This is a genomic window from Tenacibaculum sp. DPLXC6, assembly GCF_056815515.1.
Window position 1 is genome coordinate 513117 of the sequence record NZ_CP141806.1, and the last position, 24607, is coordinate 537723.

The 24607-nt window shown below is 31.0% G+C and carries 23 protein-coding genes and 1 tRNA gene; 9 read left to right on the top strand and 15 right to left on the bottom strand.

Annotated elements, in window-relative coordinates; all coding sequences use genetic code 11:
* Positions 1-9: 9 nt before the first annotated feature.
* Entirely contained in the window at positions 10-1788 is a 1779-nt protein-coding gene (locus VCM48_RS02255; protein WP_482271460.1) for a DUF5050 domain-containing protein, read from the bottom strand.
* Positions 1789-1909: 121 nt separating this feature from the next.
* Here VCM48_RS02255 and VCM48_RS02260 point away from each other — a divergent pair, with 121 nt between their 5' ends.
* Entirely contained in the window at positions 1910-3592 is a 1683-nt protein-coding gene (locus tag VCM48_RS02260) for a histidine kinase (protein WP_482271461.1), read from the top strand.
* A 4-nt stretch (positions 3593-3596) separates the two neighbouring features.
* On the top strand, positions 3597-4295 hold the full coding sequence (locus tag VCM48_RS02265) for a LytR/AlgR family response regulator transcription factor (protein WP_482271462.1): 699 nt from the start codon (positions 3597-3599) through the stop codon (positions 4293-4295).
* A gap of 82 nt (positions 4296-4377) precedes the next feature.
* Here VCM48_RS02265 and VCM48_RS02270 read toward each other — a convergent pair whose 3' ends face one another.
* The 7 genes from VCM48_RS02270 to VCM48_RS02300 all read right to left on the bottom strand — a co-directional run bounded on the left by VCM48_RS02270 (position 4378) and on the right by VCM48_RS02300 (position 10583).
* The gene (locus VCM48_RS02270) at positions 4378-5475 is read right to left on the bottom strand and encodes a slipin family protein (RefSeq protein ID WP_482271463.1); all 1098 of its coding nucleotides are present in this window, start codon (positions 5473-5475) and stop codon (positions 4378-4380) included.
* A gap of 318 nt (positions 5476-5793) precedes the next feature.
* A tRNA-Arg gene (locus VCM48_RS02275) sits at positions 5794-5890 on the bottom strand.
* A 383-nt stretch (positions 5891-6273) separates the two neighbouring features.
* Positions 6274-6789: a tetratricopeptide repeat protein gene (locus VCM48_RS02280; protein WP_482271464.1), complete on the bottom strand. Its 516-nt coding sequence runs from the start codon at positions 6787-6789 to the stop codon at positions 6274-6276.
* 1 nt (position 6790) lies between these two features.
* The gene (gene prfH / locus VCM48_RS02285) at positions 6791-7483 is read right to left on the bottom strand and encodes a peptide chain release factor H (RefSeq protein ID WP_482271465.1); all 693 of its coding nucleotides are present in this window, start codon (positions 7481-7483) and stop codon (positions 6791-6793) included.
* A 103-nt stretch (positions 7484-7586) separates the two neighbouring features.
* A complete protein-coding gene (locus VCM48_RS02290; RefSeq protein ID WP_482271466.1) occupies positions 7587-8978 on the bottom strand; it encodes an RtcB family protein in 1392 nt (463 codons plus the stop codon).
* 707 nt (positions 8979-9685) lie between these two features.
* A complete protein-coding gene (locus tag VCM48_RS02295) occupies positions 9686-9982 on the bottom strand; it encodes a phage repressor protein (RefSeq protein ID WP_099214383.1) in 297 nt (98 codons plus the stop codon).
* Between the two features lie 145 nt (positions 9983-10127).
* Positions 10128-10583: a phosphatase domain-containing protein gene (locus tag VCM48_RS02300; protein WP_482271467.1), complete on the bottom strand. Its 456-nt coding sequence runs from the start codon at positions 10581-10583 to the stop codon at positions 10128-10130.
* A gap of 149 nt (positions 10584-10732) precedes the next feature.
* Here VCM48_RS02300 and VCM48_RS02305 point away from each other — a divergent pair, with 149 nt between their 5' ends.
* A complete protein-coding gene (locus VCM48_RS02305; RefSeq protein ID WP_482271468.1) occupies positions 10733-11746 on the top strand; it encodes a helix-turn-helix transcriptional regulator in 1014 nt (337 codons plus the stop codon).
* A gap of 66 nt (positions 11747-11812) precedes the next feature.
* Here VCM48_RS02305 and VCM48_RS02310 read toward each other — a convergent pair whose 3' ends face one another.
* Positions 11813-11968 carry a hypothetical protein gene (locus VCM48_RS02310; RefSeq protein ID WP_482271469.1) on the bottom strand — a complete coding sequence of 52 codons (156 nt, stop codon included), beginning with the start codon at positions 11966-11968 and terminating at the stop codon, positions 11813-11815.
* Positions 11969-12281: 313 nt separating this feature from the next.
* Between VCM48_RS02310 and VCM48_RS02315 the strand changes: the two genes are divergently transcribed.
* A complete protein-coding gene (locus tag VCM48_RS02315) occupies positions 12282-13025 on the top strand; it encodes a slipin family protein (RefSeq protein ID WP_274639905.1) in 744 nt (247 codons plus the stop codon).
* 86 nt (positions 13026-13111) lie between these two features.
* On the opposite strand, the gene VCM48_RS02320 is transcribed toward VCM48_RS02315, so the two are convergent.
* From VCM48_RS02320 to VCM48_RS02335, 4 genes are all read right to left on the bottom strand, one after another.
* On the bottom strand, positions 13112-13717 hold the full coding sequence (locus VCM48_RS02320; RefSeq protein ID WP_482271470.1) for an NAD(P)H-dependent oxidoreductase: 606 nt from the start codon (positions 13715-13717) through the stop codon (positions 13112-13114).
* Positions 13718-13818: 101 nt separating this feature from the next.
* Entirely contained in the window at positions 13819-14682 is an 864-nt protein-coding gene (locus VCM48_RS02325; RefSeq protein ID WP_482271471.1) for a helix-turn-helix domain-containing protein, read from the bottom strand.
* A 256-nt stretch (positions 14683-14938) separates the two neighbouring features.
* Positions 14939-18214: an ABC transporter permease/M1 family aminopeptidase gene (locus VCM48_RS02330; protein WP_482271472.1), complete on the bottom strand. Its 3276-nt coding sequence runs from the start codon at positions 18212-18214 to the stop codon at positions 14939-14941.
* 13 nt (positions 18215-18227) lie between these two features.
* Positions 18228-19100: an ABC transporter ATP-binding protein gene (locus VCM48_RS02335; RefSeq protein WP_482271473.1), complete on the bottom strand. Its 873-nt coding sequence runs from the start codon at positions 19098-19100 to the stop codon at positions 18228-18230.
* Between the two features lie 211 nt (positions 19101-19311).
* Here VCM48_RS02335 and VCM48_RS02340 point away from each other — a divergent pair, with 211 nt between their 5' ends.
* The 5 genes from VCM48_RS02340 (at position 19312) to VCM48_RS02360 (ending at position 23659) form a co-directional block, all read left to right on the top strand.
* Positions 19312-20106, top strand: a complete 795-nt coding sequence (locus tag VCM48_RS02340; protein WP_482271474.1) for a sensor histidine kinase — start codon at positions 19312-19314, stop codon at positions 20104-20106.
* Positions 20103-20804 (top strand): LytR/AlgR family response regulator transcription factor, encoded by a 702-nt coding sequence (locus VCM48_RS02345; RefSeq protein WP_482271475.1) that lies wholly within the window; start codon positions 20103-20105, stop codon positions 20802-20804. The genes VCM48_RS02340 and VCM48_RS02345 overlap by 4 nt, the downstream gene beginning before the upstream one ends.
* Positions 20805-20941: 137 nt before the next feature.
* Positions 20942-21325, top strand: a complete 384-nt coding sequence (locus VCM48_RS02350) for a BlaI/MecI/CopY family transcriptional regulator (RefSeq protein WP_482271476.1) — start codon at positions 20942-20944, stop codon at positions 21323-21325.
* A 106-nt stretch (positions 21326-21431) separates the two neighbouring features.
* The gene (locus VCM48_RS02355) at positions 21432-22655 is read left to right on the top strand and encodes a peptidoglycan DD-metalloendopeptidase family protein (protein ID WP_482271477.1); all 1224 of its coding nucleotides are present in this window, start codon (positions 21432-21434) and stop codon (positions 22653-22655) included.
* An 86-nt stretch (positions 22656-22741) separates the two neighbouring features.
* A complete protein-coding gene (locus VCM48_RS02360; protein ID WP_482271478.1) occupies positions 22742-23659 on the top strand; it encodes a polysaccharide deacetylase family protein in 918 nt (305 codons plus the stop codon).
* Positions 23660-23713: 54 nt separating this feature from the next.
* Here VCM48_RS02360 and VCM48_RS02365 read toward each other — a convergent pair whose 3' ends face one another.
* Entirely contained in the window at positions 23714-23896 is a 183-nt protein-coding gene (locus tag VCM48_RS02365) for a hypothetical protein (protein ID WP_099214373.1), read from the bottom strand.
* A gap of 109 nt (positions 23897-24005) precedes the next feature.
* Positions 24006-24590, bottom strand: a complete 585-nt coding sequence (locus VCM48_RS02370; protein ID WP_482271479.1) for a TMEM175 family protein — start codon at positions 24588-24590, stop codon at positions 24006-24008.
* Positions 24591-24607: the final 17 nt, after the last annotated feature.

A 24607-nucleotide genomic window follows, 5' to 3' on the forward strand; every position in this document is an offset into this window, starting at 1 on the left:
ATTTCTTATTCAGTTTTTTTTAGGTCTAAGATTTTCAATGACCTTCGCATCAATCCAATACTTTTTTCCCACATAATTAGTACTTCCGTCTTCTTTAATCTCCCAATCACCCCTTGTAAAGAAGAAGTATTTCCCATCGGGTGTCACACTTGGGGAACTTTCTTGATGTTCTGTGTTTATTTGTGCCCCCATATTCTTTGCAGGTAACCAGTGGCCATCTTTATCTCGAAAACTAATGTAGATATCGGCTTGTCCAAAGCCGTCTTCTCTCACTACATCCCAAATCAGATAGGATTCATCGGGAGCTATATGTGGATGAGCAATATCTTTTCCAGTATTAATCTCAGTGCTCATTTTTACTGGCTTTTCATGTTTACCGTCTATAATCCTTGAAAAACGGATAGATCCATTTCCCTTGTCTTCCTTTGCATAAAAACCAAAATAACAGGTTCCTTTAGATGATCTTGAGAGACCATGTGCCTGATTCTTCAAGAATTCTCCTTGGCTTTTGAATTCCGACCAACCCGCATCGGTTCGTTTTCTATATTCCTTTCCAACGTACATTATAGTACCATCCTTAGAGAACCCCGGCCATTTTATATTCGTTTCAGATTCATTCCCCCATTTATTATTTTCATATCGAATAACAAAAAATGTGCGTTTTTTATACTTTCCATTTTTTCTAGTAAAATAATACTCCTTCATATCTGGTGAGAAACCACCTCCTTCAAAAAGTCCATCAGGAGAAAGAAGGTTTGGAGCAAACAATTTAGGAATTAACCCAGGTGACTTTTCTCCAAAATAGCGATCTTTAATAGGAGGAAAATTAGAAATATTTTCTTGTGTAGATGTAGTAAACCAGGCTGGTTGCGAGCCTTTGTTTATAATTTTTCTCTCTGAAGAACCATCGATATTTATAATGTAAAGAGCAGCATGCTCTCCCCTATTTGAATGAAAAACTAATTGGGAACCATCAGGGGACCAAGTTGGACCATTATCATCAACATTGTTATTTGTCAATCGTTTTTGATTAGAACCATCTATATTCATCACATAAATTTCATGGTTTCCATCTCTTTTAGATGAATAAGCTATTTTTTTGCCATCTGGTGAAATCTTTGGATCCCAGTCTTCTGCTTCATCATCTGTTAAATGAATAATGTTTTTACCTTCAATATCAGTGATACTTATCTCACTTTCTTTATCTTTAAATTCCGAGTGAAAAAGGAGTCTGCCATCAGGCATAAAACAAGGACCTCCACCACTTAGTGATTTTATTTGAGTTTGTTCGCTACCATCCGAATTCATAATCCATATTTCTGGGTGCCAAACTTTAGCCGAATCTTTATATTCTCTGGCAAAAACAATTTTTGTTCCATCTGGTGACCATGTTGGCATATTATCCCATTTATTTTTTACATGAGTTAATCTCTTACTATCTGTACCGTCACTATTTATGGTATGAATTGACCACGTTTTTTTTCCATCATGGTATGCATACCAAGCTATGTGTTTTCCATCTGGAGACCAAGCTGGATAACCATGATTACCGTTAGTAAGTCTAATTTTTGAGGTTCCCTCAGCATTGCTTAAGCAAATTCCTTTTGCTCCGTAAGCAATTGTATATAATGAAGTTTTACTTTCTTGACAATAAACAATACTTCCTAGTAATAAAGTCAAAAAAGTTAAGGCTTTTACTAATTTTAAATTTTTAGTTTTCATACGTTGTTCGTTAAGTATATTTAACTTCAAATGTTTTTTATAACTATCAAAATGGCTTTGTTTCATACAAAGAATACTTTTTTTTCTCACTTATGGTATCTAAATTATATGAACTGCTCTATAGTTTAATAAACAGCTCTAAGAAGACATCTTATAATGATTATCTTGCGTCTGTAATTCAATATAAATGAACTTTAGACCTTGGTATAATTTACTTTTAATATGCTTGTTGTTTTTAGCGAACTCTTGCGCTCAAAAGCCTGCTTTCAAAAAACATAAAACAGTATTTAAAGTAGGAGATCAACAAGAATGGGCTACAAAAAATTGGAATGATGAAGATTGGAAGACAGGAAATCCTTTAATAGAAGATGATCGAGTTTTCTGGCTTAGAACTCCTATCGATATTTTAAAAGCTCCTGAATTATTACATCCATATGGTATTCAATTGCATGTATATGGAGAGTATGAAGTTTTTTGGGATGGAGTTTTGATTGGTAAAAATGGGAATCCAGGACAAGAAGCAGTTTTAGGGCCTGAAGGAAATTTGTGGACTACTCATAGCATCCCTACACATCTAACACAACAGGGAGAGCATCTATTAGCTATTCGCGTAAGCCTTCATTATTTTAGGAATCATGCTGGCATATGGGAAATGAATATTGATTATTATGATGACCTATTAACTAATCGACTCGTTGAAACTTCTTATATGCACATTTTTGCAGGAGCATTTCTTATCGCATCAATATATTTTCTATTTCTTTTTTTGGGCGATAAAAAGGAATATGCAACACTAATTTTTAGTATTAGTTGCTTCCTCTTTTTTACTTTGATATTAGCAGAGTTTATGAAAGCTTATGTGCCTATCCATTACAGTATGCATGTTACACGTTTACGGATTATAAGCTTTCTTATGCTTAGTATTTCTTTTTTAATTCCACTCTACTTTTCTATGCAGTTTCCTTTCCCAAGACGAAAATTACTGCTGACCATTTATACTCTTATTCTATTATTCTTTTTCCTATCGAGGTATGTCTACGAATTGACAGCCAATAACATGATTTTTAGTATGTGGTTCTTTTCATTTGGAATAGTAATGTTTGGAGTTTATAAAAAGATGAAAGGTGCGCGTCTCGTAATGTTAACCTTTCTATTATCACTTCCCATAGCTTTTATTGCTCCTTTTAATAAAAGTCTTTTTGCAGGTTTCAGCCTTATTCTTCTAGGGATGTTTTATTTACTTTCTCTCAGAATCAAAGAACAACGATTGGCTTATGAAAACTCTTTGGTGCAATCTACACGTTTACGACTTGAATTGTTGAAAAAAAATATTCAGCCTCATTTTCTAATGAATACACTGACCTCATTGATAGATTGGATAGAAGAAAGTCCTAAAAAAGGTGTTTTATTTATAGAAGCTTTAGCTAATGAATTTGATATTTTTAATCAGATAGAAAACAAGAAATTAATTCCTATCAACCAAGAAATAGCACTTTGTCGTTCACATCTTGAGATTATGGAATATCGAAAGGAGATAAACTATACTTGGCAAGAGGAAGGTATTGATATTGAGCAAAAAATACCGCCTGGGGTTTTTCATACATTATTGGAGAATGGTATTACACATAGCTTGCCTCTAGAAAATAACAGTATTCAGTTTAAACTCATTTTTGAATCGAAAAGTGATTATAAATGCTATACATTTTTAACCTTTGCTACTCCTGTGAAACGAGAAATGAATACTAAAAAAGAAGGTACTGGGATTAAATATATTAAAGCCCGACTTACTGAGAGTTATCAAGAACAATGGGAATTTACTTCAGAACCTGTAAATCATGGTTGGAAAAATACTATAAAAATATATTCTTAAGAAAATGAACATTTTAATTGTTGAAGATGAATCACGAATTGCCAAAAGAATCGAACGAATGACTCGTGATATTTTTGGTGATACTTTACACTCGTTAAAATGTACTAACACACTTCATGATTCATTACGATTTATTGAAAATAATCCGTTGGATCTTGTTCTTCTAGATTTAAACCTTAACGGTGACAGTGGCTTTGATCTGCTTACTACTGTAGTTTCTGAATCATTTCATACAATTATTATTTCTGCCTATAAAGATCAGGCAATTACTGCTTTTGAATATGGAGTTTTAGATTTTGTACCCAAACCCTTTAATAGAGATCGGTTAGAACAAGCTTTAAACCGGATTAATACAAAAGAAAAAGCAACAACAAATACGATAAAGTTTTTAGCGGTAAAAAAACGAAACAAAGTGCAGCTTATATCAGCTGAAGATGTACTTTATATTAAAGGAGCTGGTGTTTATACAGAACTCTTTTTAAAAAATGGTAAAAAAAAGCTACATGATAAATCACTCGAAAAGCTAGAACAACTGCTATCATCTTCCTTTGAACGTGTTCATAAATCATACTTAGTTAAGGTATCTGAAATAAAAGGTATTATTGTAGAATCTGGAAGTAAATATATAGCTGAGTTGAAAAACGGAACACGTATTCCCATCGGAAGAACTAAATATAAGACCATTAAAGCAAAGTGGTTTTAAATATTTTGCTCAGAAAGGATGATTGACTCTCACAAAAACTAATAAATTCTTTATAATAAATAAGCCATTAGAAACTAATGACTTATTTATTTACAAATATTTCCCTCAACTGTTTAATTACATTTCCGTTTCCAGTAACTGTAATTTCTCCAATTTTATCGGCTATTTTCTCCACATACTCCATTTCTTTTAATTTAAACAACATTTCGTTGTCTTCCATTAATTTAGCAGTATTTAATAAGCTTCTTGTAGATGCTGTTTCTTCTCTTCTGGTAATAATATTTGCTTGGGCTTTCTTTTGTGCTACCAATACCTGATTCATGATTTCTTTCATTTCTCCTGGTAAAATAACATCTCTAATTCCGCAACCTTGAATTATTACACCTAATTTTTCAGCACTCTCCTTTGTTTCTTCAAAAACTGCTGTAGAAACATCTTCTTTATTGGCTAATAATTCATCTAATGTGTAGTGTCCTACATATTTTCTCAATGCTAATTGCATATTTACATACAATTGTTTTTCATAATCTTTATTAGCTAACAATGCTTTTTCAATATCAGTTACTTTATATTGTGTATAAAAGTTAACTCTAACATTTGCTTTGTCTTTGGTTAACAATTCCTGACCTGCAACTTCTAATTGCAATTGTCTGGTATCTACTTTCGCTATTTTAATAGTTGTTTCATTTTTCCAAAACCTATACGTCCCTCCTACCAATGTTTTTTGATAGGTATCATTCACTAACAATACAGCTTTTTCGTAGGCAGCAACTTCAAAAGTTCTAACATATTTGCTCACTTCATAATTATTGAATAAAGATGTATCTACTTTTTCAGTAATCTCAATCTTGCTTATATCTATTTTTTGAAAGGTTCTAGTAATAAATCCTTTCCAGAAAACGTGTCTTCCCGCATTTAAAACTCTTTGAAAGTTGTTGTTTTCGTACATAAAAACTAACTCGTTGTCTTGTACTTCAACAACTTCTAACATTTCTGCTAAAGTTGTGTCTTGTAACAATACTTCTAAAGCTAATGATGTATAAAAATCTTTTGTTAAATCATATACTGTTACTGTTTGATTAAATCCTAACCAATGTGTACCCGCTTTGATTACTTTTATGTAATCTCCTTTTTTAAATACTAATCCTACTTTTCCTTGATTAATTGTTATTCTTTTCATAATCTTTTTGTTTTTAATTATTTATACGTTGTTTTCTCACCATGGAGAAATTTGTTTGTTTTTGTAAAAAGTATTGAATGTTAATGCTTATAAGCCTACGGAAATAATAAGATTTCATAGCTTTTGTATTGTTGTTTACTACATGGGTTATACTAATTAATACTATAACTGACATACTAAAGTTCAATACACTGTTTATGTAATGGTTATTATTTCAAAGTACGTTTATAAGTGTTTATTTAAAAACTCATTAAACATTCAACACTTTTGGTTCATCAGTTTTACAAGGTGATGAGCTTCCTGATGACTTTTACTCAAGTCGAGAGGTCGGACTCGAACCGACATGCCGTAAGGCTTACCATAATTACTGGAACCGAAATCCAGTGCGTTTGACCACTCCGCCATATCCTTTCGGATAGTGGGATTCGAACCCACGAATTTTAAATATCTATTGTTCTACCTAGTTGAACTACATAACTTTCGTTATGGCAGGATTCGAACCTGCGTACATAGAGTGAGATTATTTTTTGGCAAATAATCAAAACCTTCAAGACTAGTTGCATATACAATTCTAATACAAATACTGTAAGAATGTATACAATGGTGCTATACAGAAACACGCAACAAGACTTGCTTGATATTTTTATCTATAATATGTAAATGAACTTTTATGGATACCTCACTATACTCTTTGTTATAATGAGGTTTTCTTAGCATTTTATCTCTCTTCAAATATCTTTTTCATAATTACACTGCAAATATTACACAGTGTTGCGCAATGTTTTTGCGTACTAAAAATTATTCTTGCTTTTTCTTACTTTTTTTCTTCTTTTTCTTAGGAAGCTTATCCTTTACACGTTCTATATGTTCTCTTACAGTTCTCATGTAATCACCATTATACGTATGTTTCTTAGCAAGTTTTAAAATTTGTAATGATTTTTTATACGCTTCTTTCTGTTCATATAATTGGGCTTTTCCTACATATAAAATTGCTTTGTCGGAACCTTTTACGGTTAATGCAAAATCGATGAATCGTTCAGCTTCTTCATAGTCTTCATGCCATAATAACACATTGATGTAATGTGGATATACGTTAAAAGCATGCATATTTTCTGCTAAAGCCTCAGTATAATACAGTTTTGCTTTTTCAAAATCACCTAAGTGCTCTGCATAAATGCGTCCCATTAAGCACAACGCTACTACATTTTTTTCTTCATATGCCAAAGCATATGTTAATGCCTCCATTGTTTCTTCTAATTCATAAGGAAAAGCATCTAATGCTTTAAATATGTAATTGTTTGCTAATGTTTTCATCTTAATATAATTGTTTACGCAAATCGCTTTTTAATTGATTACGTGTTGTTTTAAATCTTTTTTTGTTGTTTTTAACTTTAAAATCAGTTCCTACAAATACTTTTACTGGATTTCCTCTTTCTAAGTCTAAATGGTTTTCCCACTCTTGTTTTATGGTGTTTTGTAATTGATTTATATTATGATTTGCTATCAAGGTTTTTAAACGTTGTACAGCTATTTTTTTATTCTGATGCTGTGAACGACTTTCCGAAACCAATACTTGAATTCCTGTTGTGCTATGTTTTGCTCGTACAGCAGAACTTACTTTATTTACATGTTGTCCACCAGGTCCAGAGCTTCTAATTGCCTTAAACTCGATGTCTTTTTCTTGTATGGTTAACTCATTGTTATATTCCAATTCAAAACAACCAATAAACCAATTTTTACGTTTATGGTATTTTCTAAAGGTTGATTTTCCTATCCATTGAATAGTTCCCAACCAATCTTTTAAAAATAAAGACAGGTTATTTCCTTTTAATTGAACACTTACTGATTGTATGGTTCCATTCTCTATCCCACTTTCTTTATGAAGAATGTCATACGTTATCTTATGTTCTACTACAGCTTTTATAAATGCTTTTAGCACTTTTGCTACTACCCAGTAGCATTCTGAAGGTCCACGACCTGCTGTAAATTGTATTATTTTTATGTCCATTTTAATTTTCTATTCATGTCATTGCGAGTGAAACGAAGTAATCTGTTAATCAATAAGCAGATTACTTCATTTTGTTTCCTCCATCATAATGACAATTGTTGTTTTACTTATCCATTCGTACAATTTTAGGTGTAAAGGTTCCTAATACTTCTACTAATTCTTGCTGATTTGCCATTACTTTTTTGATATTTTTATACGCCATAGGAGCTTCATCTACTCCACCTCCAATGAGCGTAACTTCGTTCATTTTTAATTGATGCTTAATATCACTTTTGGTAAATTTCTCTTTACACTTTCTTCTTGAATGTTTTCTTCCTGCTCCGTGTGATGCCGATTGCAAACTCTCTTGGTTTCCTAGACCTCTAACAATGTATCCTGGTGCAGTCATAGATCCCGGAATTATACCTAATGCTCCTTTATTAGCGGGTGTTGCTCCTTTTCTATGTACAATACGCTCAATTCCGTTTACTTGTTCTTTCCACGCAAAATTGTGATGGTTTTCAATCATAGTTAATGGTTTTACACCTAATAATTTTGCTATTCGTTTATGAATGTTATCATGGCATGCTTTTGCATAATCACCCGCTAAATTCATAGCTAACCAATATTCTTGTCCATCGTGCGTATTTAAATCTAACCATGCTAAATGTTGTACGTTTTTAGGTAACGGACATTGTTTACTCGCTAAATAAGTATAGTGTTTTGCAATGTTTGCTCCCAATCCACGTGATCCACTATGCGTTAACAATCCCATATATTCTCCTACAGGCACGTTAAATTCATTGTGTTCATCTGTTATAGTTACCTTTCCGAACTCTACAAAGTGATTTCCACCTCCTGAAGTTCCTAATTGATTATATGCTTTTACTTTTAACCGTTTTAGTAAAGGGATATCTTGAAATTCACTACGTTCAAAAATTTCATGATCTTGCTTTTTATCATGTGTTTCATACATTCCAAACTTGGTATGTTCTTTCAAGATATTTTCTAATTGATGCTGTTTACCTTTTAAATAAGAGGCTTTCATCGGAAAAATACTCAATGCCATTCTACAGCCAATATCTACTCCTACTCCATATGGAATTACTGCATTTTCTGTAGCAAGCACGCCACCTATGGGTAATCCGTACCCTGAATGTGCATCTGGCATTAAAGCTCCTTGTACTGCTATAGGTAATTTTAAAGCATCGTATAACTGAAACTTAGCTTGTTCATCAATTTCATTTTCTCCATAAATTGAAAACGGTGCTCTTGTATTTCTTAACTGATGCATTTTAATTTCAACAGGCTTGGTTAAACCTTCAGCAACTTTACCCCAAATAGCATTTCCTTGATATTTTTCTGGATAAAGCAGTACTTGTTTCGCTTCTTCTAAAATGCGTTCTTTCTTTTCTTTTTTTCTGTATCGGTTAATTTGCCCTAAGGCAATATTTATACTATTGTTTTTTGGAAAACCTAATTTGATTAGATCTTTTCCTTTTAGTTTATTTCCCATGTTGAGACATTATAAGGTTGGGCACCAATTTTCTAATTAGTGCTTTGTATCAATATTTTTCTCTTTGCTTCGGAAATTGAAACTATACGGAAATGTGTAGCATAAAAAAATCCGAAACGTTATTGAGGCTTCGGATTTTTCATATATAAATTCTTGTTATCTCTATGTATGAAGAAAATCACGAAGCATGTGTACAAAAGAACCTGGTTCTTTTACTGTACTTATGTTTAATTGATATTTGAACATGTTTACTTCGTTTTTAAAAATTATTATTTTGTTGTTTTAGTATGTTTACACTTCAATTGCTCTCGGTATAAAAATCACTGGTGCAAAGATGTGAGCCTTTTTTGAATTACACAAGTTTAAAATGATTTTATTTTACTGAAAATCAAGATCTTATACTGGTTTAGGTATATAAGTGTCCTGTCCAAATTTCTTCAGATTAGTAACCTCTTGGTTGTAAGCTATGTAGCATTTTACATGTTGATTTCAAAGACATGAAATTTTATATAAAAAAAGCGTCCAAATTATATAATTTGGACGCTTTTAGTGATTTTATACTACAATAACCTTATTGATAACTCCATAAAAATCGCTTTTGAGCGTCCGATATGTGTATGAATTGCATTAGCATAGGTTAAATTTTGTTATATTAATTTATAAAATATGTGAGAACCTTCATTCTCTTTTTTTCTTTCTTAAAATGCCTATGGCATTGGTAATATCTCTACTACTATTCCATATACATTCTTAGTCCATCCGTTTATTCTTCCATGATTATTTCCTATTAACAAACCTCTTTTATTGTTTTTTCCTTTTACTAGGTGCGTAAAACAGTTTCCACGAACTTTGCAATACACAATATCGCCAACCTTACAATCTTCCCAGTTTATTGGTTTTAGTTTTACAGGTTGTTTAGATTTTAAAATAGGTAACATAGAATTACCTGGCTCTTTTGAAATAATGGTTTCTCCATTATTTAATTTTTGAATTTTCCAATTCATTAGTATTGTATTTTATAAATTATGTAAAACACTATTGCCTTACATATCTCATAAAATTTCTAAGCCATTTCAATGAACTGCTGCAAATATGATATTTTTAGTTGATTTTATCTATTAGATTGATTTTAAATTATAATATATCTTTTTAAAAATCACCATAAAATACTTGTAGGCAAGGTAGTTTTAATTCTTTTCTCCATAAATCAACCACCTGATTTCTATCATCTAAAATAAACTCAATAAAGTACTTATGCTCTATTTTTCTTTTAAATACCTCTTCTTTAATAATCGCATCTTTCCTATTATCTCTTGATTTACGCATCCATAGTGCATCATAAGCTATTTCATGCTTTTTTAACCAAGACTCTGTTTCTGGTTGATATTTAGCTTCTCTACCTGATAAAAGAAGTATTTTATATCCCAATTGTTGGTAATTCTTTACTAAACTAACAATAGGTACATTAGGTAAATCTTGTTCACACATACTACCATCAAAAGGACTTCTGTTATTTATCAAAGATAAAGTTCCGTCTAAATCACAAATAATAGCTTTTGGTAAAGCTTCATCTTGATTTCTATATTCATTTTTTAGTTTCTTCATTTTTCTACGTTTTAAATATTTTTATATTCATAGCAATTTCCCACTTAAACGACTTCTTTTTCTTAATCACACTGCAAATATTTCACTGTATTACGCAATCTTTTTGCGTACCAAAAAAGAATTTATCATTTTTACTAAAAAATTATAAAATGGCTTCTAATAAAAATGCCCTAATTCGATACAAAACAATTGATCAATGCTTGAGAAACACAATGCGTACTTGGACTTTGAATGATTTAATTGATGCTTGTTCTGATGCTTTGTATGAATACGAAGGAAAAGATATTTATGTAAGTAAGAGAACGGTTCAGTTAGATATTCAATTGATGCGTAGTGATAAATTAGGGTATAATGCTCCGATTGAAGTGTATCAACGAAAATATTACCGTTATGCTGAAGAAGGGTATTCCATTATGAATATTCCTGTGACTGAAAACGATGTGAAAGTGATGAATGATGCTATTCAAGTATTACGTCAGTTTAAAGACTTTTCTTTATTCAAAGAAATGGATGGAGTGCTACAACGTTTAGAAGATTCAGTATACTCTTCTCAAAAAAACAATAGGGCTATTATTCATTTAGATAAAAACGAGCAGCTAAAAGGCTTGTCTTTTATAGATCCTTTATACAATGCTATACAGGAAAAAAAAGTATTAAAGATAAATTATCAGTCTTTTAAAGCAGAAAAAGCTAGTACAATAACCTTGCATCCACAATTATTAAAGGAGTTTAATAATAGGTGGTTTTTATTGGCATTGGTAAAGGGTAAGGAAACAACTTTAGCTTTAGATCGTATAAATTCTATAGAAGAAGTTGAAAACACAACATATATAGATAAAGCTATTAATGGTGATGTTTATTATAAAGATGTTGTTGGTGTAACTGTTTCAAACACTAAACCACAACGTATTGCTTTTTGGGTAGATAAATCAAATACTCCTTATGTTATCACAAAACCTTTTCATAAATCTCAAAGGTTAATAAAATATACTGATGACGGGGCTATCTTTAATATTTTAGTAATTCCTAATTATGAATTGGAACGTTTAATTTTGGGCTTTGGTAATAGCATAGAAGTTTTGAAACCTGAAAAACTTAGAAAAAGAATGATTCAGAAACTTGAAGACTCTCTAAACAGATACGTTATTAAAAAGCAAGCATAACTGTAGCTTTATTCTTTAACACAACAAAAAAGCGGATTTTTAATCCGCTTATATTATTTAGTATTGTTAATTATCAGAAGGACAACCATCTGGTAAATGACAGCACCAATCGGTACTAGGATCCGCACTGAACTCACATTCTCTTATTCCACCACCACCGTTAATAGTTTTTTGTTCTGTTTTGTTTAGGGAAGTACCTAAATTTGTAATCTTTTTTAACATCATATAAAGTTTTAAGTTCTTCAAATTTAAATAACTACAAATAATAAGAAGAGTTAAAAACCATAATAGAGTTACGGTAAAACCATAATTCTTCATTTATAGAGTTTATAATACTACTTAGTTAATATGTTGATTTACAAAACATAAAAGTTGTTATGTTTTTATTTACTCTTAAAAATTCGTAAATTTATAAGGATCATGTTATTACACTTATTAAGTTAGTGTAATTTGAAATAATAAAGTAATAACTCTACCCTCTTTGTTTTATTGACTTTTTCTTTAAGTATACCGTAACATTTATAATACTATAGCCATGAATAGATTTACAATCCTTTTCGGAATTTTAGCTATATTTTTACTTGCCGGAATCCGTATAATTTTTGAGTATAAGCGAGCTATTAAATTTAGGTTTGGTAAATACATAAAAACCTTAAATCCTGGGTTTAGATGGATTATCCCATTTATTGAAACCATTCAAATAGTTGATATTCGTGTAATTACCTTTAATATAGATTCACAGGAAGTAATGACCGAAGATAATGTGCCTTGTAGTATTGACGGAGTTGTTTTCTTCAAAATTAACGATCCTGAACGTGCTGTTTTAGAAGTGGAAGAATACAAGTTTGCCATTACCCAATTAGCACAAGCTGCACTTAGAGATGTTTGCGGTAAGGTTGAATTAGATACCATACTTTCCAAACGAGAAGAAATGGGAAAAAATATTAAAGAGATAGTAGAGCTAGAAACCAAAGAATGGGGTATTGAAATAAACGATGTTAAAATAAAAGATATACAACTACCTGAAAACATGCGTCGTATGATGGCTAACCAAGCTGAAGCAGAACGTTCTAGAAGGGCACGTATTATTCTTGCGTTGGCGGAAGAGCAAGCTGCTTCTAAACTTTTAGAAGCGGGTAAACTTATAGATCAATCACCTTCGGCTATTAAACTACGTTTATATCAAACATTATCTAATATAGCAGCGGAGAAAAACTCAACAATTTTATTCCCGTTCCCAGAAGAAATGATGCCCAATCAAAAAAAGAAGTCTAAATAGAATTATTGTTATAAAACTATACACTACAAAAGGACGAGAACTCAATAGTATTGAGTTCTCGTCCTTTTAATTTTAGTGTTTATAGCTTAAGCTGTTGCCTTTTCCTTTATTACAAATTTGTATAAATGTTCTTCAAATCGATTGAAATCTTTTTCTATAGTTGGGTTTTTCCATACATCGTAACACACAAAAGTTGGAAGAGCTGTCATGCCAAAAAATCTAAAATTCATATGTTGAGGAAAAAACAAATCATCTACCGATTTTCCTTCGAATAAATATTCTTCTTTATTATTAAAAGCTCCTTTGGGTGCATTGAATGTTAAAGAAAGCATGTATTTTGATCCTTTTAAACTCCCCCCTGTTCCATAATTAATCTGTGGATTTTCTTCACTTCGACCATCATATAAACATAATTTCCCTGTCATTCCTGCTGTAAATACTTCATCCATATATTTTTTATATCCCCAGGTTATCCCCATCCAATTTACAGGTGTTTGTAGCAGCACCATGTCTGCCCAAACATGCTTTTCTACTTCCTCGTCAATATCATATTCTTCAGACACATTTGTTATTTTTACTTCAAAATTATTTGCTTCAAATTGTTGTTTTGCTCTTTCAACTAAAGATGCATTTAACTTACCTTCCGAAAAGGCATTGGGTTGAAAACCATTAACTATCAATACTTTTTTCATCTACTTGTACTTTATTTTTGAGTTATTTATTAATTACTCTACAAAAGTATCCTACAATAGAAACTAGGCTGTTAAACAAATTACGGTAAGAATGAAACTTTTTACTTTTTACGAAATTTTGAAGGTGTAAAACCTGTTTTTTTCTTAAAGAAACGGGTAAAGTATGTTGGGTAATCAAAACCTAAGCTATATCCTACCTCACTGATATTAGCATTCGGCTCTGTTAGTTTTATTTTTGCAAGACGAATAATGTGATCATGAATATGTTCTACTGGTGGACGTCCGGTAAAATGCTTGATAACATCTCCAAAATAATTGGCTGAAAGATGTGCTTTTTCTGCAAAATAACTTACCGTTGGTAACTCATAGTTTTCTTTTTTATCATTGAAATAAATTTCTAAGTGAGTCTTAAATTCTGAAACAATTTTATTGTAAATCTCTTGTCGAGTTTCAAACTGTCTTTTGTAAAACGAATGGATATAGGATAAAATTAATTTAGAATACGATAATAATATTTCTTCTGAAAAATTTGCTTTTAAATACTCTCTATAGGCTTTATTGAAAATATCAGCTAGTAAATCTTCTTCTTCTTGTTTAAGGAACAAAGCCTCGTGCCTATCATATCCTGAAAAATTATAAGTTTTTGCATAGTCTTTAAAAACTTTCTTGTTAATTAAAATATGATAGCCTTTCCATGGTTTTTTAACATTCCATTCTACAAGTGTTTCGGGGGTATCAAAATAGGCAAATGAATTTCTACTATTATCAAACTCAGTTTTACCAAAATCTTCAACAGATTCAAAGTCTGTTTTTAAAGCTAAAAAATAAAAATCAATTAAAATGGCCTCCGAAGATAAGCGAAGATTATGATGCTCACTATATTTTGTGATATGTATAATATCACTCTTACCTCCCTCTATATTAAAGTATTTTAAAAATTGCTGTATTTTGAATTCTTTAATCAAAAAATAAGTTTTATCACAAAGATATTAATTGAAAAACCGGATGAATTATAGATTTTAAGGAAATAATGAAACTTTTTACTGATATCTGGTTTAAACACCAAAATAAATAAACCCAAAGACCACTTCTTTTACCAAATAAAGGTTCATAGTTATGCTAATAAACTTGCTCAATTGTCCACTAAAAAAAGAAGTATGAAAGAAAGAAAGCATTAAACCGTAGATGGTTTAATACTTTCTTTATCTATATATATTGTTCCTATAAAACAATTTCTTTGCTATCTACGGTTTCAAATAAATCATGAAGAAGGTACTGTAACGAGCTAGGAGTTACTTCTTTTAAGTAATGTAATAAATCCTTGGTTGTAGCATATCTGTTCGTGGTTACTTTTATTTTTCCGCTGTAGGTATTCCAATCTTCAATAAATCGTTGTAATGCCAAGTTCACTTTATCTTCTCCAATCTTATCTTGTAGGATGTACATTGCCAAAGCGCCTTTGTTGTAATACACATAGTCTTGATTTCCTACCAATGCTAAAGAAGGTTCTGGCATTTTAGTTTTCTTTCGTTTTCTATGATACGCTTCATCTTGATAGGTTAAAAACTGTGTTACTTTTTCCTTCGGATAATTGTTTTTTAACACCATTAAGGCTGCATACTGAGACAACGTTTCTAAAATCATGTGTTTTCCTTGTACATTGGCTGCTTCAACCTGCATTCCCCACCATTGATGTGCCACTTCATGTGCTGTTACATAAAAAGCCATGTCTACATCTTTCTCGTCATCAATATCCAACACAAAACCAATTGCTTCAGAAAACGGAATCGTACCCGGAAAAGATTGTGCAAATTCTGCGTACCTAGGAAACTCCATAATACGTAGTTGGGTATACTGATACGGACTGAAATAAGTGCTAAAATAATCGAGCGACTTTTTCATAGCATGCATCATTCTATCCAGATTATAATCGTGTTTTTTGTGATAGTAAATTTCCAAATCGACTGTTTTGTCTTTAGAAATCCACTTATCTTTTAAAGTAACATATCTTGCGGAAACAACGCTATAAAAATTAATCATTGGCTGGTTCATTTTATAATGAAAATAGTTACGTTTTCCTTCTTTCCATTGTTTAATTAAGTTCCCTGGAACCACCGCTGTTTGACCTAAAGCTGTACCAATAATCATTTCAAAATGTATTCCGTCAGAATCACTCCCTGAACGTGCATTTACAAGCTCATGAGTGTCTTCCCTCCTAACCTTATTCAGTCTTGGTTTTAGCTGAAATTTTGCTCGTTCGTCTGTATCTCGAAGCTCATATTTTCTATTGTAACCGATTGTAGGGAATTCCTCATTATTAAAAAACGTTCCGTTGTGTACTATATGAGTTTTTCTCTTTTCATCAGTAAACCCTTTTGGATTATAGCTTTGCTTAAAGCTCATCTTTATAGAGTCGTTAGGTTGTAACTCTTTAGACAAGGTGTAAACGGTATATTCAAATGGATTGTACTCTGTCTTTTTTATCCTAACACCTTCAAAACTTACAGAATCTAACTGCACATGAGATGCGATTAGCTTTTGTATATGAATTTCATTTATAGGTTTATCAAACGTGTTTTTCAGCATATAATAACCTTCAACTTCATAAGCTCTCCTATTAGGATACAGTTCTACTTTTAAGTTTACCGTTGTAATTTTTGGTTGTGGAAGGTATTCAAAAGATTTTAATGTTTTTTCGTAGTTAACTCTAAAGGCAGTTTCTTCAGCATTTGTCCAATAATCATTAAGAATATTAGTATTGTAAAATATATAACCTCCAACACTCACAAAGAATATACTTGCTACAATTAAATACTTTGCTAGAGGCTTTGTTATTCGGTATTTTAAAGATTTTAAGCGTTTTATAAAATGAGTTTCAGTACCTCTTGTTATTAATAACGCACTAATGATTAACAATATAACCCCAAACACTAACCAATAGACTTTAACCCACAAATAAGGTTGTAAAAAGTGTCCATAACCATTCATTGCTGAATACGTACCTAGCGTCTTACCTCCAAACTTGTATAAACTATGCTGAAACCCTAAATATTCTGAAGCAATATTCACGATGAAAAAAAGAAGTACTAAAAAAATACCAACAAATTTGTTATTACTAATTGCTTGGAAGAAAAAGGCTACAAAAGTGTATAGTATCAAGAAAGGTAATATTTCTACAAAGAATCCGAAAAAATAAATAGCTAACTCAAACTGATAGTACCCATTAGCTATCTGAAACAGGATTCCTGTAGCAATCAAACTCAACATCAATACTATATAAATAACAATAAGAGCAATAAACTTACTGGTTAAAGAAATTGTATCGGAAATAGAGGTAGCATCGTATATCAAACTCAGTTTGACTGTACGTTCTTTCCAGATAAGTTCTCCTGAATAAAATATAAGAATGATGATGAAAAAATACATCGACATTTCTTGTAATTCTTCTACTATAAAATAGGTTGCTGGATAACTATCTACATCGTAAACAGTTCCTAAATTCACAGAGTTAATAAGAATAATGATAATTCCACAAATAGCAATTGCCCAAAATGATGTTTCCTTTAATAGTGATTTGACATAAAATTGAGAAAGCTTTAGTAACTGTAAGCACTGTGTTTTAAAATTATAATGAATATGTATTCTCGGAATTGGATAATTTGTTTTTACAGAACCTTTTTGCTTGTTTTGTATTCTTTCTCTTTTTCGTTTTGGTATTTTAGTTAATAAACTAAACGAAAATTTACGATAACCAACAAGTAAGACAACTACTCCTAATAAGCTCCAAAACAACTTATTGTAAAACAATACTCCGCTAAATGGTATATCAAATACACTACTTTCTACAGCTGATAAATCCTTAGCTACCTGTGTTAAGCTAGTTAATGAAAAAGGATCTAAAATTGCTTGTAAAAACTCATTTGTTATTGCTTTAGTTAGTAAAAAGACCACAAATAAAATGATACCTTGTGTATAAACAACTAACAATTTTCTACTCAACATTCCTGATACAAAAAATAGACAAGCTCCGAAGAATAGTATGGGTAAAACAATAATTATAAACGATTGTATATAAGTAGCAGCGTTAAACGGTAACATATCTTTATGCCAAGGTAGATACTCACCTACCATCATTCCAAACAGTATTCCACTAAAGATGATTAACAATACCGTAAATGAACCTAAAAATCGTCCTACTAAATAATCACGCTTTTTAATGGGATTTGTAAATAGCAATGCCTCTATATTATACTGATAATCGCGAAGTATAGGAACTCCCATAATCATAGATGCCATAATCATAAAAATCCCTGTAATTGCCCCCATGGTTTTAGCTATGATTAATGGACTGTTTTTTTTCATCATCCCTATTTCTACTCCTTGAAAAACAAAATCGACACCTACGATTGAAAACAAAAAGAGAAACACAAAAAATACATACGTTTCAGGACGTTTAGCTCTATATTTTAGTTCAAATTTGAATATTTCGTACCACATAACTTTACTTGTATTAATAGTTATTAATTTGTGAGAAATACACATCTTCTAATCCAGTAGGTACAGAAGTAAACCCATTTTTAGGGTCAGATTCGCTCAAAATATTTATGATTGGTTTTCCTAAGAATAGCTTTTCATTAATAACCCTATACTCTTGTTTATACTGCTCTAATTCTTGCTTTTTAATTGTTTTTTGATATACTTTGCCTTCTAGGTTTCCTATTAGTTTTAAAGGACTTCCTTTTAATACTACTTGCCCTTGATTGATGATAGCCATATTGGTGCACAATTCTTTAACATCCTCTACAATATGTGTTGATAAAATGACAATGGTGTTTTCACCAACTTCACTTAATAAATTGTAAAATCTATTACGCTCAGCAGGATCTAATCCCGCAGTAGGTTCATCAACTATAAGTAATTTAGGGCTATTCAATAATGCTTGGGCAATACCAAAACGTTGTTTCATTCCTCCTGAATAACCATCTAAATTTCGTTTTCTAGCTTCATACAAATTTGTTTTATGTAATAATGCTTTTACCAATTCATCTCGCTCCTTTTTATTGGTAATTCCTTTTAATACTGCCAAATGATTTAATAAGGATTCAGCAGATACTTTTGGATATACACCAAACTGTTGTGGTAAATATCCGAGTACTTTTCTCACGGAATTCTTATCATTCGCTACATTCAGATCATCAAGCATTACAGAACCTTTATCAGCATCTTGTAAAGTGGCAATAGTTCGCATTAACGTTGATTTTCCTGCTCCGTTAGGACCTAATAAACCAAACATTCCTTTAGGTATTTCTAACGATACATTTTGTAGTGCTTTTACACCATTTGCATAGGTTTTACTTAAATTATTAATGGTTAAACTGTTCATTTTTTTTGAGTGTTTAATTGATATTGAACAAACCTACCCATACAGCTTCTACTATTAAAAGTTATGTGATGAACCTACTGTGTTGTGTGATACAAATAGTACCTTAAGGCTATAAAAGTATTTTATCACAGTTAACTGCATGTTTATCCCTACAGAAAACATGTTTATCAACTAATTTGTGAGGCGTATTTTATTTGACTAATATTGACTTATGAATTTTAATATTACGGATAGAAAGAAGGCTGTTTTTAAGCGTATTTATAGAATATCTCTTGTTTTAATAGGTATAATTATTGTCGCTTTTAATGATACTTTTGGTAAGCTAGAAGGCTTTGTAGAGTTTATAACTCTCTATTTTTTAGTGGCATTTTCTACTTTCTTTTATTGGTTGTTTAAGCAAATAAAATCAATCATTCGACTAAAAAATGAAAAAACTAAAACTGAATTGATGCATCTAAAAAGTCAGGTAAATCCTCATTTCTTTTTTAATACACTTAACAACCTTTATGGTCTGGTAGGTAAAGATGCTAAAAAAGCGCAAGAACTTATTTTAAAGCTTTCTGATATGATGCGCTATAGTGTTTATGATGGTGAAAAAGACACCGTTTTACTTTCTGAAGAAGTAACCTATTTACAAAATTACATCGAACTTCATAAAATGCGGTATCATAAAGCTATTGATATACAATTCAACACTGATATATCAGATAACGATTATAAAGTGATGCCTTTACTTTTTATTATTCTTTTAGAAAATGCTTTTAAACATGGCGTCGAAAGTTTAAGAAACAACGCCTACGTACGTTTAACTTTAAAGGCTCACCAAAATGCTATACATTTTGAAATTGAGAATAATTTTGATGCTTCGGGAGAAAATCAAGATGAAGGTATTGGTTTACAAAACTTAAAACGAAGATTAGAGTTAGTGTATCCTAAAAATCATACTTTAACTACTTCTAAAACTGGAGACGTCTATTACGCTAACCTAAATATTAAGAACTTATGATTAAATATCTAATTGTAGACGATGAGCATATTGCTCACGATATTATTAAGGGTTATTGCGATTTATTACCAACAATGGAACTTCAAAAGCATTGCTATGATGCTATTGAAGCTTTAGAGTATTTAAATAAACATCAGGTAGATTTAATTTTTCTTGATTTAAACATGCCTAAACTAAAAGGATTTGAGTTTTTAAAGACCTTAGCATCCCCTCCCAAAGTAATTGTTACTACAGCGTACAAAGAGTTTGCCCTTGAAGGTTATGAGCTTAACATAGTTGATTACTTACTTAAACCCTTTGGTTTTGAACGCTTTTTAAAAGCTGTAAACAAAGTTATTGGTACTTCACAAAATACTCAAGTACAAAGAATCTCAAAAAATAATACTGAAAACACCAACAGTATTTTTCTTCGTAGTAATAAAAAATACATTCAAGTTACACTTGATACGATTCAGTTTATAGAAGCTGCTGGAAACTACACAAAAATAGTGACCACTGATACTACTGTTACTATAAGAGAAAAAATATCCGATGTATTACTATTACTTCCAGAGAATGATTTTTTACAAGTGCATAAATCATTTGCAGTAACCAAGAGGCATATTAGTAGTATAGAGGGTAATAGAATTCTGATAGGAGATCATAGTATTCCCATAGGAAAAATGTATAAAATGAATATCGATAAATTATTGAACTAAACTTTACTACTTTTATATTTCACCCATCCTCTTAGTTTACTAGTCTTATAATCACTTAACAAAACTTTAACGACTATAAAAATAGTTTCATTACTATAATTATAGTTATAGTAACAAAATAGTGCTATATTTGCTACATGAATGAACTTACAAAAGCAGAAGAACAAGTAATGCAATATGTATGGAAGCTCAACAAAGCTTTCTTAAAAGATATTGTAGAACAATACCCAGAACCTAAACCTGCGTATACAACTATATCAACCGTAGTACGTGTTTTGGTAAAAAAGGGTTTTCTAAATTTTGAAACCTTTGGTAAAGTACGACAGTACGCTCCTACCATTACTAAAGAACAATATTTTAAAAAACATTTTAAAAATGTGATTGGAAGTTTTTTTAGCGGTTCTAAAAGTAAGTTTGCTTTGTTTTTTACAGAAAATGAAGACTTTAACCTAACCGAATTAGAAGAAATTAAGAGTCTTATTGAAGATAAAATAGAAACGTTAAAAGAAAAAAATGACTAGTTTTTTAATTTATCTCATTCAAAGCAGTCTGGTATTTTCTTGCCTATACCTACTTTATATCATTGTAGGTAGTCGAGTAACATTTCATAAAGTAAACCGATTTATATTGCTTTTAATACCTATAGTAGCTTTGTTAGCTCCTCTATCGTATCTGTTAACTTTTGAAACATCATCAACCATAATTCAAATTCCACAGTTCAACGAATTTGTTACCAACGGCAAAACGGTATTAGTTGATACTATTGAAAAAACAAGTACACAAACCTATAATTTTAAAACCATTCTTTTTGGTTTGTATTTGTTAGGTAGCTTGTTAGTATTCTTGCGACTGTTACATTCCCTTTGGTTACTATTTCAACTAAAGAAGCAATCAGGAGTTACGTTGGAAAACAACTATCAACTCATACAAACCAATCATACCAGTACTTTTTCATTTTTTAATTGGATATTCATTTCTAAACATGTGCATCCTACAGAAAGTACACTGATAATAGCACACGAAAAAGCACATGTGCAGCTAAAACACTCTATAGATGTGCTATTTGCTGAAGCCTATATTGTCTTATTTTGGTTCAATCCGTTAGTATATGCTTATCGAAAATCGTTAAAAGCGATACACGAATATCAAGCAGATAGCTGGGTATTGAACGGACCAATTAAAACATCCAATTACCTACAGGCTCTTTTACAAAACATTGAAAAAGAAACAGCACCAGCTAATAACTTGTATAGTTATTTTAATCAATCAGTAATCAAAAAGCGAATAGATATGATCACAAAGAAGCCCACGGCTAAGGTGTACAAACTCACCTACTCAGTATTCATTATGGGTGCTGCAAGTCTTTGTTTGGCGTTTACCAAGCCAAACACAACTAAAAAACTCTTACCAAGTACAACTCCCCAGTTAGCTAAAGAGTTTGTTCTTGACCCTCCCACTCTTTTTCCTGTGCAAGGAAAAAGTAAAAATGACATCAGTAATACCTACGGAAAGCGAAGAAATCCGTTAAAAAAAGGTAAAAAAATGATGCACAAAGGTATTGATATTAAAGCACCTATAGGAACACCTGTTATTGCTACTGCTGATGGTGTTGTTGCCAAAGCTGCTGACCAAAACAAATGGGGAAATTTAATTGTAATTGAACATAGTGATGGGTACCAAACATGGTATGCACACTTACAAAAGTTTAATGTTACAGAAAATCAATCGGTTAAAAAAGGAGATGTTATTGGGTATGTAGGTAACACTGGTGCATCATTAGGATCGCACTTACATTATGAAGTACACTATAAAGAAGCACAAGTAAATCCTATAAATTTCTTTAAAGAATAATTATCTTTTATTAAAACAAAAAGCAGTTCTCCCATAAAATTTGTGGGAGAATTCTGTTTAATAACATTACTAAGAAAGATTAGAACATGAAAAAAAACATATTCTTACTTAACCTCCTATTGATTACATTTTGTTCTATATTATATAGTTCTATATATGCACAATCTATCAGTTTTACTTTTGATGATGGTACTTTAGGTGACAGACCTGGATATTCTTTTGAAAAATGGAATTCTATGTTACTAAAAAAATTAAAAGACAACAAGGTAAAAGCTACTTTGTTTGTAAAAGGAGAAGGTAAAAACAGTAAAAGAGGTAAACACTTATTAACATCTTGGAATAATGACGGACACAGTATTGCGAATCATACCTATACACATCCTAATTATAATAGCCCAAAAGTAACTTTTGAACAATTTAAAAATGAATTGTTGAAAAACGATAGCCTTATTAAACAATACTCTAATTATCAAAAGTACTTTAGGTTTCCATACCTTAAAGAAGGAAACTCGAAAGAAAAAATTGAATCTTTTCGTAACTTTTTAAAAGAGCAAAACTATAAAAATGGATATGTAACTATTGATGCTTCTGATTGGTATATAGATAGTCGTTTGATTAAAAAACTACGTACAGATTCTTCTTTTGACATCAATAAGTTTAGAAAATTTTACTTGGAACATATCTGGAATCGTGCTCAGTTTTATGAAAAAATCTCTTTTGAACTTACCGGGCGACATATTAAGCATAACGTATTACTGCACCATAACCTTGCTGCTGCATTATTTATAGATGATTTAATACAGTTATTTAAAGAAAAAGGTTGGACTATCGTTTCTACCAAAGAAGCTTATGCCGATCCTATCTACAATCAAACTCCTAACTATGCTGGCGAAAGTTTAATTTATGCTTTAGCTAAGGATTCTAAAAAATATGAGGCCATTTTACGCTACCCTGCCGAAGATAGTAGGTATGAAAAAGGAAAAATGAATAAGTTAGGCTTGTAATAAAAAACTGCTTAAGGGGTTCCTTAAGCAGTTTTAAATATTCTTTAAAAAGGATTAACAAATATAATCCATAGTTGTAGGTCGATAACAGCAAACCTTTACTCCATCTTGATAGATATAAGAACCGTCTCCTCCACATTCTTTAGGGAAAGGAAAAGGTCCTCCACCTTTAATATTTTTTAATGTTGTTTTTGTTAATTCTTGAGATCCTTCTACGTTTAAAATCACTTTTTTCATTATAAAGTTTTTTGGGGGTTAAAATATTTATTTTACGTCCCTAAATTAACTTTTAAAAAAAAGTTCAACAGTTAAAAAACCATAATTTTAGTATGGAAAAACCTTACTTTTAATTATCCTCAACAAAACTTTCTAACCTTCTTTCAGGAATTAACCAAAAAAATGCTACTACTACATAAAACAGTATAGCAATCCATGTATATAAATAAGCTAATGGTATAGCTAAAAGGTATAAAATTAAAGAAGTATACTCTTTGAATCCATTTGCACATAGTTTAGATGATGCATAATTATCATCATGGTATTTAATTAATACTCTTTCTAAAATGAAATAAGCTATTGCACTCATGAGCAAAACAAATCCGTAAATAGCTACAGGTAAGGCTTCATTATAATTACCATGCTCTCCTACCCAACTAGTAGTAAATGGAATTAAAGACAACCAAAAGAGTAAGTGTAAGTTTACCCATAAAATTGTACCATTTACTTTTTGCGTTACCTGCATTAAATGATGATGGTTATTCCAATATATTCCTAAATAAATGAAACTAAGTAAATAACTTATAAATACGGGAGCTACAGATAATAGTCCTTTAAATGTAGTATCTTCTGAAGCTTTCATTTCTAATACCATAATGGTAATTACAATGGCTAAAACACCATCGCTAAATGCTTCTAATCTACCTGTTTTCATATAATTGTTATTAATTA